Source organism: Sphaerospermopsis torques-reginae ITEP-024, from assembly GCF_019598945.1.
GTDB lineage: Bacteria > Cyanobacteriota > Cyanobacteriia > Cyanobacteriales > Nostocaceae > Sphaerospermopsis.
Map to the genome: position 1 here is coordinate 4575303 of NZ_CP080598.1, position 13932 is coordinate 4589234.

The following is a 13932-nucleotide window of genomic DNA, read 5'->3' on the forward strand; positions in this document are numbered from 1 at the left end:
AATAATTGGCTAGAAAATCAACCGATAAAGAGAATTTAGGAGTAACCCAAATCATGGCAATATCACTGACCAAAGGACAACGAGTATCACTGGAAAAAGTTGCACCAGGACTCACGGAAGTATTTGTTGGTTTAGGTTGGGATGTCAAAGTCATGGATACTGGCTTTGATTTTGATTTAGATGCTTCAGTTTTCCTACTTGGAAGTAATGAAAAACTCATCTCTGATAATCACTTTATTTTTTATAACAACCTGATCAGTCCGGATCCAGCTAAATCAGTTCAACACACAGGAGATAACTTAACAGGTATTGGTGAAGGAGATGATGAAGTCATCAAGATTAATTTGCCAAAAGTTCCTGCTGATGTTCAGAAAATAGTTATCACTGTCACTATACATGAAGCAGCAGAAAGAGGTCAAAATTTTGGTCAAGTTAATAATGCCTTTGTCCGAGTTGTAAATGCTCAAAATAAACAAGAGGTAATTCGTTACGACTTAGTTGAAGACTATTCAATTGAAACTGCATTGATTATGGCTGAACTCTATCGCAAGGATGGAGAATGGCGTTTAAATGCTGTTGGTTCTGGCTATCAAGGTGGATTAAAAGCCTTACTAGATCGTTTTAGCTAGGAGAAAATATAGGAGCAAATTATTATGGCAATTAATCTACAGAAAGGACAAAGAATATCACTTTCTAAAGAAGCTCCCGGCCTGACGCAAATGATGTGTGGACTAGGTTGGGATGTTGCAAAACGTTCTGGAGGTGGATTTTTTAGTAATTTTGGTGGTGGTCATGAATATGATCTAGATGCCTCTGTTATCTGCCTAGATACTAATGGCAAATTAACAGAAAAAGAGAATATTATTTACTTTGGTAATCTCCAAAATTATTCAGGAGGAATTACTCACACAGGAGATAATTTAACTGGTGCAGGTGATGGTGATGATGAGGTGATTATTGTCGATTTACCCCGGATACCAGACCATATTGCTAAGTTGGTATTCGTCATCAATATTTACGAATGTATTAACCGGAAACAAGACTTTAGCCAAGTTAAAAATGCCTTTGTGCGTTTGGTTAATGTAGCTAACAACAAAGAACTGGCTAGATATAACCTTTCTGGTAAAGAATACAAAGGGATGACAGGGATGATTTTAGCTGAAGTTTATCGGCACAATAATGAATGGAAAATGGCAGCTATTGGCAATGGTGTCAGTGTCAATGGTTTGGGAGAATTGGTTAAATCATACTGTTAAATTTAAGGAATAATGTCGCTTTACGATCGCCTGAATCTAAAAAAACCCAATCGTAAGTTGCGAGTTCCGATTTGGGAACGGATCAACCTGGAAAGACCAGCAAAACCCCGCTGTCAAGGTTGCCGTTCTCGCATCCAAACAAATTGGCAAATATGTCCATTTTGTGGCAGGTTACTTGTTGAAAATACCCACCAAACTCGTCATTGCATCTGGGTTGATATTTCCGCTATTCTGTTCGGTATTGAAGAAAAAAGCACCTTGATCAGATTAATGGAAGATGCTTTATCTAAAGTGTTCAGTGCTTTTAGAAGTGTGAATGTGTTTTTGACATCTGATCCACCTGATCAAAAAGAGTGGGGGCAAAACTTTATTCATGTTCAGGTGCTATTTCATCATCAACCAGTTGACTATTTAGGAATTGCTAGTTTTAGTCCTGGTAAAGTGACAAATATTGCTGCTGTGCGGATAGATCAAATACTTCATGCTTCCTATTGTGCTGATTTGAATTTAGAGCAATTATCTAATTTAATTGCTAATACTATCACCCACGAAATTGGACACACTTTAGGTTTAGACCATTCTAATTTACCAACTGATGTGATGCACGATGGACTGGATCACAGAATTCATAGTTTGATGCCACCATCATTTCATGCAGAGCAAATTATCTTAATGAATTATGCTATTAGTCAGCATAAATCTTAGTTGATATCCTTCAATATTATACAGCAGTTTCGAGGTAAATGAGGTACAAGGTTAACAGGCATCCTGCCTGTTCCAGAAGGGTTTTATCATTAACATCTGTAACTCAGAATACCGAACACTGCTGTATGTTCTAGTCCGTGTAGGTGGACTTTGTTTTTATAGCTGCGATTTACAATCGCCTTTTCTTTTTTAAAACTTTTCTTTTTTAAAGCCTCTGTTCTAAATACTGCTGATAACCCAATTCTGCTAATTTACTTTGTTTATCCATCACCATATCACATAAACTTTGACGATATGCTTGGACTTTTGCTAACAATTCTGGTTGATGAGTAGCGAGGATCTGCACTGCTAAGAGTCCGGCATTTTTAGAATTACCAATAGCTACAGTAGCAACAGGAATACCTGCTGGCATCTGCACAATAGAATATAAAGAATCAACACCTTGTAAATTACGAGTTGCAACAGGAACACCGATTACAGGAAGGGGGGTTAAAGATGCTACCATACCAGGGAGATGAGCAGCACCACCAGCACCAGCGATAATGACCTTAATACCGCGTTGATGGGCGGTTTGGGCATACTCTACCATGCGTTCTGGGGTACGATGGGCAGATACAATAGCTACTTCGGATTCAATGCCAAATTCCTCACAAACAGCGATCGCATCCTTCATAGTAGGCAGATCCGAATCACTGCCCATAATAATACCAACTTCAAGACTCATAGAATTTTAGATTTTAGATTTTGGATTTTGGATTTGAGATTTTAGGTAAATTGCTGATGTTTCCATCTACAATCGTTGGAGATTTAGCTGTTTCTGGCTAGGGTAATGACCAAAGCAAAACCAAATCCCATCCTGTCAAACGTAGATATTATCAATGCAAGAGTACCCGGTTATCAAGGTTTACAGATGATTTGGGTGAATAAAGAGGGTAAAATTGAAGAGATTTTACCAATGGGCAAAGTGTGTCAACGAGAGACACCGGAAAATTTACACATTTTAGATGTATCCGGTGATTGGATTTCTTTAGGTGGAATTGATCTACAAATTAATGGGGGACTAGGTTTAGCGTTTCCTGAGTTGACGCGAAAAAACATCCATCGGTTAGAAGAAATATCACAATATTTGTGGGATGCAGGAGTTGATGGATATTTACCAACACTGGTAACAACTTCTGTAGAAAATATCCAGCGATCGCTCACCCTCATTTCCAACTATACCCAAAAATCCGGTGCAAAAATTCTGGGAGTCCATCTCGAAGGACCATTTTTAAACTACGGTAAACGAGGCGCACATCCAGCAGAATATTTATTACCCCTGACAATGAATGAAGTCAAACGGGTATTAGGTGATTATGCCTCAATTGTCAAAGTTATCACCTTAGCGCCAGAATTAGATCCTACAGGGGAAGTAATCCCCTATTTGCACTCCTTGGGTATCACCGTTAGTTTAGGACATTCCCAAGCTACAGCAGCACAAGCACAACAAGCATTTAAAGCCGGTGCAACAATGGTAACTCATGCGTTTAATGCCATGCCACCATTACATCACCGCGAACCGGGATTATTAGGTGCAGCAATGAACAATCCCGACGTGATGAGTAGTTTTATCGCTGATGGACAGCACGTAGTCCCCATCATGTTAGAAATTTTGCTACGTGCAAGTAAAGGATTATTTCTTGTCAGTGATGCCTTAGCACCGTTAGGATTACCAGATGGTGTGTATCCTTGGGATGATCGCAAAATTACCGTTAAAAACGGCACAGCCAGATTAGCAGATGGGACATTATCAGGTACAACTTTTCCTCTATTAACGGGAGTGCAGAACTTAGTCAAATGGGAAATTTGTGATGTAGAAACAGCCATTTTCTTAGCCACAGATGCACCCAGAAAAGCGATCAATTTACCCACACTTACGCCCAAGCAACCGGCTAATTTAATACGCTGGCATTGGGAAGAAAAGACAAAAGAACTGACTTGGAAAAGAATAAATAATTAGTAAGAATTCAGGAGTCAGTAAGTAATAGGTTGGAATATTTGATAAATTAGTAGATTATTAAATAGTGAATTTGGGGGTACATTGGAAAAAGCTGAATGCTGACAATAAAACTTTCAATAACATCCTGTAAATCCTGAAATCCTGGACATCCTGATTCAGACAAATAAAGATTTTATCTCACGCCAAGACGCAAAGACGCAAAGAAGAAATTTTCTGTTTTTCTCTGTGTCCTCTGGGGTTCATTTATCCAAAAAATAGATATATAATATTATTTTCAATAACATTCTGAAAATCCTGAAATCCTGAAAATCCTAATTCAAACAAAATTAATCATCATGACTTTAACAGAAGAAATTCTTTCTCAACTTCCCGGAAATGTCTTAAATGGTTTACGGCGCACCGACCAAATTTTAACATCTTTGCGAAGCGATAACCAAACCTTCACAGAAGTAGTCAAACAAAATCCCGCACTGTTAAATTATGTAGACTGGGATGTAATTATTTGCGGTGGAACTTTAGGAATTTTAATAGGTTGCGCTTTAGCAGTGCGCGGTGTGCGGGTAGCATTATTAGAAAGAGGAATTTTACAAGGAAGAGAACAAGAATGGAATATTTCCCGTAAAGAGTTGTCAATATTTAGAGAATTAGACTTATTAACAGAAACAGAGTTAGAAACAACTATTGTCACAGAATATAATCCCGCACGAGTGAGTTTTCAAGGTGGTACAGAAGTTTGGGTAGAAGATGTTTTAAATATTGGTGTAGATCCGGTTTATCTTCTCGCAACTTTAAAAAATCGTTTTCTATCGGTAGGAGGAATTTTATTTGAAAATACTCCTTTTAATGAAGTGGTAGTTCATCCCGATGGGGTAATAGTCAATAACCAATTTAAAGCCAGATTATTACTTGATGCAATGGGACATCTTTCACCTATTAGTAAACAAGCACGTCAAGGAAAAAAACCAGATGCACTTTGTTTAGTGGTGGGAAGTTGTGCAGAAGGTTTTCCGAAAAATGAATCAGGAGATTTGTTGTTATCTTTCACCCCTTTACAAAATCAATGTCAATATTTTTGGGAAGCTTTTCCCGCAAAGGATGGAAGAACAACTTATTTATTTACCTATATGGATGCAGCACCCCAACGCTTGAGTTTAGAAGATTTATTTGAGGAATATTTTCGCCTTTTACCAGAGTATCAAGGTGTGGAAATTAATCAATTAAATTTTAAAAGAGCGTTGTTTGGTTTCTTTCCTAGTTACCGCGAAAGTCCTTTACAAACTCTTTGGGATCGTATTTTACCTGTGGGTGATAGTAGCGGAAATCAATCACCTTTGAGTTTTGGTGGTTTTGGTGCAATGATTCGCCATTTACAAAGGTTGACTTTGGGTATTGAGGAAGCATTGCAAACCAATCAATTATCATCCCAATCTTTAAAACTGCTGCAACCATATCAACCGAGTTTGAGTGTAACTTGGTTATTTCAAAAAGCTATGAGTGTGGGAGTAAATCAACAAATTCCCCCAGATCAAATTAATCAACTTCTATCATCTGTGTTTGCAGAAATGCAAAAGTTAGGAAATCCGGTTTTAAAACCTTTTTTACAAGATGTGGTACAGTTTTCTGCTTTAACCAAAACTTTGTTAAAAACAGGTTTCTCTCATCCTGTCTTGGTTTCTAAGATTATTCCTCAAGTGGGTTTATTAAGTTTAATTGATTGGATATTACACTATGTGAATTTATTGATATTTACTCTTTTGTTTTCTGTGAGTTCTATGTTAGAACCGTTAGTTAAGAATCTGCCCATCGAACAACAATATTATTATCATCGTTGGTTAGATGCTTGGAAGTTTGGTTCTGGTGGTGATTATTTGGAATAAGTTATTATTTTTAGGAGAGAAACTAAGTTATAACAGAGGCAGATCCTCTTTGATCACATTCCCAGTTAGAAACTGGGAACGAGATAAACAAGATAATGAGATATTTCCTTCTTACTGTCACTTGTCACCTGTCACCTGTCACCTATATTTCTTTTATCCAAAAATTTCAATTGTTGATATATGGAACGAATCAGCGGTAAATTTACATTATTTTCTGCTGCTATTCTTAATGGGTTGCCAATTATTGCTTCTACTTCTAAAGGACGATTTTCATCAAAATCAATTTTCATGCTGGTGCGATATGGTTTCATTTTTACTGTATAATCCAACATTGTTTGAATAAAACTATCAGGAATAATTCGCCCTGTACTTTTTGCCCCTAATTGTACTTCCTTCATCAATTGTTCTACTAATGTCCGAGTGTACATATCCGCCATTAATTCATCTGTTTTAGCATCAAGAATGACGGATAACCCATTATAGGGAATATTCCACATCAATTTTTTCCAACGTCCTAATAATAAATCTTCTGTTAGTTCTATTTCAATTCCTGCATTTTCAAAGTCTTGAGAAATTGCTTTCATTCTCTCTGTAATTCCTCCAGCATGATAATTAGTAGCATATTCCCCCAAGGTAATTTGTCCATAGTCTAAATGATGTATGTGTCCTGGGGCAATTTTATTAGAACACAGAAAACATAAACCACCCATAATATTAACGTTGCTGACAATTTGGGCAATTTCTGTTTCTATGCCTAACCCATTTTGTAATACTAAAACTATGCCATTATCTTTAACTACTGGTGGTAATAATTGTGTTAGTATATGGTTTTGGGTGGTTTTTAGTGACACAACTACCACATCGCAGCTAGGCATTTTTTTGACTTGATCGTAAACTTGCACTTGGGGTAAACGAAAGTCACCGTCTTTAGACTGGATCAATAAACCATTTTGCTTAACTTGTTGATAACCACTATTAACTAAAAAGTGGACTTCATTACCAGCTTTTTGCAGTTTAGCCCCGTAAAAACCGCCTAATGCACCTGTTCCTAGAATTGCGTAACTTAAATTACCCATTTTAGCTATAAAGGAATCTTACAACAATCATAAGTTGTTATTTTACCAGGATTTTAACGTAATAAAACTTAAACATGATTTACTATTTTGTATAACCTTCAACAGATATGAGGTGACATGAATGGCTGATATTGTTGATATTGCAGTTAGTAATGATGGTTTTCAAACTTTGGTAGCTGCGGTAAAAGCTGCGAGTTTGGTGGAAACTCTAAAAAGTCCTGGTCCTTTTACTGTGTTTGCACCTAATGATGATGCTTTTGCTAAGTTACCACCGGGTACAATTACCACTTTATTACAAAATATTCCCCAGTTAACCAGAATTTTAACTTATCATGTCGTTCCGGGAAAGTTGACTAAAGCGGATTTAGCTAAACTGGGTACTGTGACTTCTGTGGAAGGTTCACTGATTAAAATTAATTGTGAAGATGGTTTTGAGGTGAAAAATGCCACGGTTTTAGCAGCAGATATTGATGCTGATAATGGTATCATTCACGTTTTAGATACTGTAATTTTGATGGGTTAAATTTTCAGGAGTCAGGAGTCAGGAGTCAGGAGTCAGGAGTCAGAATACTTGATTAATCATTAAAAAGCTGATTACTGATTACTCACTACTTGCGTTATATCAATAATGGTGGGCATTGTCCACCATTTATAATTATCTATGGCTAAGTTGTTTTTTGGGTTAATTCTTTAATTTATGTAAAATAATTCCGGTGATTACTCACTATTACGCTATGGTAGATGAAGACCAATAAATCAATAAATTAATAAATAAATGTTTAATTGGTAATTTAACTGGTAATCAAACTTTTCATCATCATCTAACCCTATCATCACAAGTTCAAATTAATGCTCGATTTCAACACTTTAGCTGAATTTTCCCGTGCCAACTGTGCTGGTATATGTGCATTTCTTGTACCTGCAAATATTCTGGCTACTTTGTTAACAATTATCCTCACATTCTTAAACCGTCCTAAATTGCAAATATGGCAATCTGCTGGTTTTGCAAGTATGTTTGCTTTTGTAATGATATTCCACGTTTATACTTGGTTTATGATTGGTGTTGTGATGTTACCAACTTTTATTTTATTAGGTTTAGCAATTACTTGTTTGTTGGCTAATTTAATTGCTATTATCTGGCGCAGCAATTCTCTACAATTAGGTTATTTATGGAAGTCTATAAAAATTTAATTGATTGATTTATTCATGATCTGGGATTTTTGAATAAATTGCTGACTTAGATAATTTCGCTCTTTCCTATTCCTGATTTGGAAGATGTGGGAGAGCGATAAATTATTGAACAATTGATTTGTTTTTATTGATAGATTTATTGTATAATGTAATCAATATTAGATAGAGTCAGGAGAAATTTATATGCTGACTGATACTACGAAAAAATTATATGAACAAGATTTTTACTTGTGGATACAAACTACAGTTAAACTGTTAAGTGAAGGCAAGCTAGAAGAATTAGATATTGAGAATTTGATTGAAGAAATTGATAGTATGGGAAGGAGAGAGAAAAAAGAACTAAAAACTCGTTTAATAGTCTTAATAGAACATTTATTAAAACTGCAATATTGGACAAAAGAAAAAGATTCTAATGCTAGAGGTTGGCGGAATACTGTTGTGGAACAAAGAAGACAAATAGCTTATAGTTTGGCAGATAGTCCTAGTTTGAAATCTATATTAAATGATGTATTTTTAGAATGTTATCAAGATGCGAGAAATGATACTTTGAGAAAATATCAACTACCTTCGGAATTATTTCCTGAAGATTCACCTTTCTCTTTATTGGAAGTTCTAGATGCAGATTTTCTACCTTAAATTGAGTTTTAAGTTGAGTCTTAAATTGATTGCGATCGCCACCTTTTGGGTAGCTATCGCTTTGTGAATTACAAACTAATTAAAAACTAATTTCCCAGCTTCATTTCTGAGAAAATAAAATCTACAGCAGCTTGTAAATTGGCAACAATTAAATCAGGTTGATAAGATTGTAATTGAGTGCGATCGCGGATTCCACTTTCTACACCAATCATCTTCACACCGTGTTTTTTAGCTGCTGTGATATCCGCTTCTGTGTCTCCCACCATCCAAGTTTCAGCAACGGGAGGAAGTTCTTTAATAGCTTTGGCCATCAACAGTGGTTTATCTTCAATATCACGGGTTTTTACATAATCGTTACTTAAACAATAACGTCTATTTTCTGGGAAGAATTGCCCCAAATCATACTTATCAAAAGCATAATCTAATTCTCGCACTCGACGCATAGTCATGACAACTAAATCAACTCCTGCTTGTTGCACTTTGGTTAAAGCATCTAACGCACCAGGAACAAGAACATCATATTGAAAATAGGGTTGAGTGTGTACAGTTTGTTTGCGAATTTTCGCAAATTCTTCTGCTTGTTCTGCATTTAAACCCGATTTTAAAGCAACTTCTTTTTCAGGAATGTGCGATCGCTTGAGTTGCCAAAATTCCGCTTTAGAAAGTTCCCTTACCTCTTGATCAGGATATTTAGTTTTTTCCAGACAAAGTTGATAAACTTGATAGTACCTCTCGGAAACGTCCATAATTGGACCATCAAAATCTGTAATTAGTCTCAGCATCAGTTATTCATGTTAATTTTTTTATCATTATCTCAGGAAAGAGGGAACAGGGAACAGGGAACAGGGAACAGAAAGAGATGGGGAGGAAAGGGAAGCAGGGGAAGAAAAATTAGTTCTTTATTGTTCAATTCTTCTTTCTCTTGCCTTTTGCCTTCTTACTGTCACCTGTCACCTGTCACCTGTCACCTCTTCGACTGACAAACCCCCGTTTAATTTGTTCACTTTCCATAGCTGTAAATAAAGCGTGAAAGTTACCTTCACCAAAACCAGAAGCGTGAGAACGACGTTCAATAAATTCTAAGAAAAAAGTCGGTTCATTAAAAATTGGTTGGGTGAAAATCTGCAATAATAAAGCTTCTAAAGGTGCATCTTTTTGAGAGTCTACCAAAATTTCTTGTTGGGCGATCGCTTGTAATTCTTCAGGTGATAAAGGCAAATTTAAACGTTGTTGTAATTGTGAATAATAGCTTTTGGGAACAGAGAGAAAACATAAACCAGCAGCCCGAAAACGAGCGATCGCATCAATTAAATTTCGAGTATGTAAAGCAATATGTTGCACACCTGAACCACGATTAAATTCTAAAAATTCCTGGATTTGGGAATTAGCAGAAGCAGGTTCATTAATTGGTAATTGTACCCTACCATTAGCAGAAATCATCACCTGACTATGCAAACCAGAAAAATCAGTTTGAATATTAAAACTTTGTTGGGGTTGAAAATCAAGAATATTTTGATACCATTTAACAGCAGTTGGTAAATCCCCAGCTTCCACATTTAAAACCACATGATCTATACCTATAAAACCATCCTGTTCAATAATTGTTTTTTCAATATTTCTTTCTATTAGTGAATGACTCAATTTACCCCAACCAGAAATTTTTGCATATTTGTAAAATTTACAATTTTCAATAGGTTGTAAAAGTGTAGCACCATTAACAGTAGCCTTTGCTGTAACCGTCTTTAAATCGTCCACAACAAAAGCCACATCAACCACACCAGGAGGATGAAAACGTAAATATTCCGCTACAGGGCTACATGGTAAAAGAGGTGAAGAAAGTAAAAAATAGACATCACCATTTTTCACAACTTCAGTGTGAGTGTGTAACGAATTTCCCTGATTTTCATAACTGGGAAACAATGAATTAACTACTCTTTGAAAACCCAGATATTTGACAAACCAATCCCGCCAAATGTGGGCATCTTCTACATAGAAGTGAACGTGATCAATTTGGATCATAATTGTCTAAATCAGGATTTACAGGAGTTAAGGAGTGACAGAATTTAAGAGGTTGTTTGAAAAGTTTTAGATGGTGACTTTAGATACCCCCCTGATCCCCCCTAACCCCCCTTAATAAGGGGGTAACTAGAGTCAAAGTCCCCCTTTTTAAGGGGGATATAGGGGGATCTGAAAATGTTTGATACATCATGAGAGACTTTTAAAACATCCTCTAAGCTGTTCCTCATTTAAACTGTATAACCTAAATAAGTTTAAATCTTGTGAGGTGGGCATCCCTGCCCGCCCAAACCAAATATTTAAACTATATTTAAACTAAGTGATTTTTCACTAGAAAAATAAATGACTATCAGGCTGAATATTAATTTCCATTGGCACAGCTTGAGGTTCAGCCGATAAAGCATAGAAAATAGCATTAGCCGCAGTTTCACAACTAAGCATTTTTGTTCTATCAACCTTCAAGTTTACATGATCCCAAAAAGGAGAATCTACACCACCAAAATAAAACAAAGTAAACTTCACACCAAAACGTTTAAGTTCTTCCGCCATACACTTACTAAAACCCACAACCCCAAACTTAGAAGCAGAATAGGCCGCAGCCATCGGCATTGAATGTTTACCCAAAATCCCGACAATATTACAAATATGGCCAGATTTGCGTTTTTGCATTTCCTTAGCAGCAGCTTGAGAAGTATAAAAACACCCTTTTAAATTCAAATCCAGAATTTTATCTAATTCCGCCGCTTCTATATTGTTATAACCTTTGAGAATACCAATACCAGCAGCATTTACTAAAACATCAACTTTCCCAAAATGCGCCAAAGTTGTTTGTATTAACGCTTCTACCTGTTCTGGTTTTGTAATATCCGTCGGCACTGTCAGCACTTCTCCTGATAACTCACCAGCCAATGTTGTTAAATTCAAGCCATTTCTAGCAGCTAGTACCAACTTAGCCCCATTGAGTGCCAGTTTACGAACTAAAGCTGAACCAATACCACCAGTAGCACCAACGACGACAATAACTTTATCCTGCATGACAGTATTGATAATCTCTTTACATTTCTTTATATACTATAGCACTAGTCATGAGTCAGTCGGGGTTATTGCATAGATCCCGACTTCTTTAAAAAGTCCTGGATCTAAATAAAAACTTTATATTTCATATATATCATTTTTCTTTTTCCTGGGATCTCTTTAATTTCTTCACATTATCTTTTACTAGTACAAAACCAGTATACTTGGTTGGTACATCAAGAATTTTCTCGAAATGTGTTTGCAATTCCTGAGTCAAATCTTGCAGTTTTGGCAATAGCTGATCATTTTCTACATTTGTTATTTCCATAGGAGAATTGATAATTTCTACGTTTTCAACACCCAACTGATTGAGCATTTCCCAATGCTCATCCTCTGTAATTTCCAATTCTTGACGCATTTTGTCTAATACTTCTAAACCTTCAGAGTATTTCATCTTTCCTTCCACTAAAAATTCCCGTGCCACACCTTTATATGCATGATAGAGTTTGTTTTTTGTGAAACTTGGTAATACCTTAGCTAATACATATATTTCATGAGTATTTAATTCCTTAATAGAACGTCCATCTAAATATTTTGGCAAATTGATATCTAGTTTTTCTAGTTGCTTGCGTAAACGATTCGCAACACTTTCTCTTGAGTAAATATCCAGGCTACGTTTCCAAGTTTTGTATAGCCACATTGTACTCAAGATGACTAATAATATATCGTATAAATATTGTATCCATAATGGCAATAATATAATCAGAGGACGACCAGCAAAAATAAAAAAGAAGTTGAAAATGCCAAAGGTGCAAATGGTAAAAATTCGATGTCTGATAGTATCAATAGAAAGATGAAGATGATGACGCAGACTATAAGCTTTTGCTTTCTTTTCTATTACTTTTCCCCACCCATATCCCAGGGCTGTAAATCCTCCAAGAGTCATCGGCACTGCAACTATTTTAGGTATATTAACTGTTTTTCCTAACACATAAAATCCTGGTGCAAACAGTGATGCAAGTTGATCGGTTTCTCTTGCCCAAACACCAGAAAAGTAATAATCCCAATTACCAGCATACAGATAGTAATAAACAAAATAACCAATAACCAAACCAACATAGCTGTAACGTAAAAACGATGATTCTGGACGTTTTAAATCAGCCCAATAAGTTCTTTCAGAATCAATATCAATACAAGGATTTTGACAAGCTACACAAGCACTTTTTTCTTTACCATCTGGTAATGTAGTACGGCACATTGATTGAGTAATTAATTGCTCACTTGTATGAGCCTGACTGCTAAATAATCCACCCGGTTCACCATAAATCCTTTGCACTGTAGCCATCGGACAAAAGTAGTTACACCAAGACTTGCCACTATATAAATAACCCACAGTAAGAGCAAATACAATGGTAAATAATAGCCATAATATTAACACTAAACGATCTGCATTAAAAAATAAAATACGACCACATAAACCTACAAACAGCCATGCAAATTGTACATAGGAATAATTTTTGCCTAACCATGAATCAGGCTTAATTTTGACTAACTCATAACGTATTTTTCCAGTTTGAGGATCTTCTCGTTTGATTTGACGCTGCCAACCTAAAGAGCGGGGAATTTGTGATAAAAAAGATAGGGGGCAAATTCTTCGCCACATTTCATGTCCAAACACTAGTAAAATGAAAATAGAAATAGGAATAATTGCTCCCCAAAATAAGGTTGTTCCCAAAGGATAAGGCTGTTCTGAGAGGCATTTATCTTGTACTTGAATACAAGTATTGGACAATCTGAAAGGACTCCAAGTATTTTCAGGTTTAGTCAATATTGAAGATAAAGGATCATATAAAAAAGATGCAATTAATCCTAGCCATAGGATAGTTAATACCCAGCGTATTTTGTGTATTAGACTTTCAGATATACTATCAAACATGATTCTTCGGTACTTGTTATGCTAAATTACTAATTGGGTAAGAGAGAACAAGGAACGGGGAATAGAGAAAAAATCTTTAATTTTCTATTTTTTTAATAGTAATAATAATTATTGCTACAGCTATGAGTAGAGTTTTGTTGTATGACGTACTGCTTATATCCTGATTATAGCTATTTATTATTACCTCTGTCAATGGGAAAAGTCGGATCTCTAAAGTCAGAAAAGT

14 protein-coding genes are annotated in these 13932 nt (G+C 35.9%); 8 read left to right on the forward strand and 6 right to left on the reverse strand.

All coding sequences use genetic code 11. The features are described 5' to 3' along the window. The first annotated feature begins 53 nt into the window (after positions 1 to 53). From K2F26_RS21295 to K2F26_RS21305, 3 genes are read left to right on the forward strand one after another with little or no spacing between them, the layout of a single operon-like run. On the forward strand, positions 54 to 629 hold the full coding sequence (locus K2F26_RS21295) for a TerD family protein (protein WP_220609383.1): 576 nt from the start codon (positions 54 to 56) through the stop codon (positions 627 to 629). A gap of 24 nt (positions 630 to 653) precedes the next feature. Continuing rightward, on the forward strand, positions 654 to 1256 hold the full coding sequence (locus K2F26_RS21300) for a TerD family protein (protein WP_220609384.1): 603 nt from the start codon (positions 654 to 656) through the stop codon (positions 1254 to 1256). Positions 1257 to 1268: 12 nt separating this feature from the next. Further along, entirely contained in the window at positions 1269 to 1961 is a 693-nt protein-coding gene (locus K2F26_RS21305; RefSeq protein ID WP_220609385.1) for a zinc-dependent metalloprotease family protein, read from the forward strand. A gap of 205 nt (positions 1962 to 2166) precedes the next feature. Here the strand turns inward: K2F26_RS21305 and purE are convergent, their stop codons facing one another. Beyond that, positions 2167 to 2685, reverse strand: a complete 519-nt coding sequence (gene purE, locus K2F26_RS21310; RefSeq protein WP_220609386.1) for a 5-(carboxyamino)imidazole ribonucleotide mutase — start codon at positions 2683 to 2685, stop codon at positions 2167 to 2169. A gap of 105 nt (positions 2686 to 2790) precedes the next feature. On the opposite strand from purE, the gene nagA reads away from it, so the two are divergent. Together nagA and K2F26_RS21320 are read left to right on the forward strand one after the other, a co-directional pair. Continuing rightward, complete coding sequence (gene nagA, locus K2F26_RS21315; protein WP_220609387.1) at positions 2791 to 3960, forward strand: N-acetylglucosamine-6-phosphate deacetylase; 1170 nt, start codon at positions 2791 to 2793, stop codon at positions 3958 to 3960. 335 nt (positions 3961 to 4295) lie between these two features. Continuing rightward, a complete protein-coding gene (locus K2F26_RS21320; protein ID WP_220609388.1) occupies positions 4296 to 5837 on the forward strand; it encodes an NAD(P)/FAD-dependent oxidoreductase in 1542 nt (513 codons plus the stop codon). A 131-nt stretch (positions 5838 to 5968) separates the two neighbouring features. Here the strand turns inward: K2F26_RS21320 and K2F26_RS21325 are convergent, their stop codons facing one another. Then, positions 5969 to 6913, reverse strand: coding sequence for a putative 2-dehydropantoate 2-reductase (locus tag K2F26_RS21325; protein ID WP_220609389.1), 945 nt, complete (start codon positions 6911 to 6913; stop codon positions 5969 to 5971). Between the two features lie 121 nt (positions 6914 to 7034). Between K2F26_RS21325 and K2F26_RS21330 the strand changes: the two genes are divergently transcribed. The 3 genes from K2F26_RS21330 (at position 7035) to K2F26_RS21340 (ending at position 8740) form a co-directional block, all read left to right on the forward strand. After that, positions 7035 to 7436, forward strand: a complete 402-nt coding sequence (locus tag K2F26_RS21330) for a fasciclin domain-containing protein (RefSeq protein ID WP_194051988.1) — start codon at positions 7035 to 7037, stop codon at positions 7434 to 7436. A gap of 326 nt (positions 7437 to 7762) precedes the next feature. Beyond that, a complete protein-coding gene (locus K2F26_RS21335) occupies positions 7763 to 8104 on the forward strand; it encodes a hypothetical protein (protein WP_194051990.1) in 342 nt (113 codons plus the stop codon). A gap of 183 nt (positions 8105 to 8287) precedes the next feature. Further along, on the forward strand, positions 8288 to 8740 hold the full coding sequence (locus K2F26_RS21340; protein ID WP_220609390.1) for a DUF29 domain-containing protein: 453 nt from the start codon (positions 8288 to 8290) through the stop codon (positions 8738 to 8740). An 86-nt stretch (positions 8741 to 8826) separates the two neighbouring features. On the opposite strand, the gene K2F26_RS21345 is transcribed toward K2F26_RS21340, so the two are convergent. From K2F26_RS21345 to K2F26_RS21360, 4 genes are all read right to left on the reverse strand, one after another. Then, on the reverse strand, positions 8827 to 9522 hold the full coding sequence (locus tag K2F26_RS21345; RefSeq protein WP_220609391.1) for an HAD family hydrolase: 696 nt from the start codon (positions 9520 to 9522) through the stop codon (positions 8827 to 8829). Positions 9523 to 9697: 175 nt separating this feature from the next. Further along, a complete protein-coding gene (hppD, locus tag K2F26_RS21350; RefSeq protein ID WP_220609392.1) occupies positions 9698 to 10759 on the reverse strand; it encodes a 4-hydroxyphenylpyruvate dioxygenase in 1062 nt (353 codons plus the stop codon). Between the two features lie 327 nt (positions 10760 to 11086). Beyond that, a complete protein-coding gene (locus tag K2F26_RS21355) occupies positions 11087 to 11791 on the reverse strand; it encodes an SDR family oxidoreductase (RefSeq protein WP_220609393.1) in 705 nt (234 codons plus the stop codon). Between the two features lie 133 nt (positions 11792 to 11924). Further along, positions 11925 to 13706, reverse strand: coding sequence for a 4Fe-4S binding protein (locus K2F26_RS21360; protein WP_220609394.1), 1782 nt, complete (start codon positions 13704 to 13706; stop codon positions 11925 to 11927). Between the last annotated feature and the right edge of the window lie 226 nt (positions 13707 to 13932).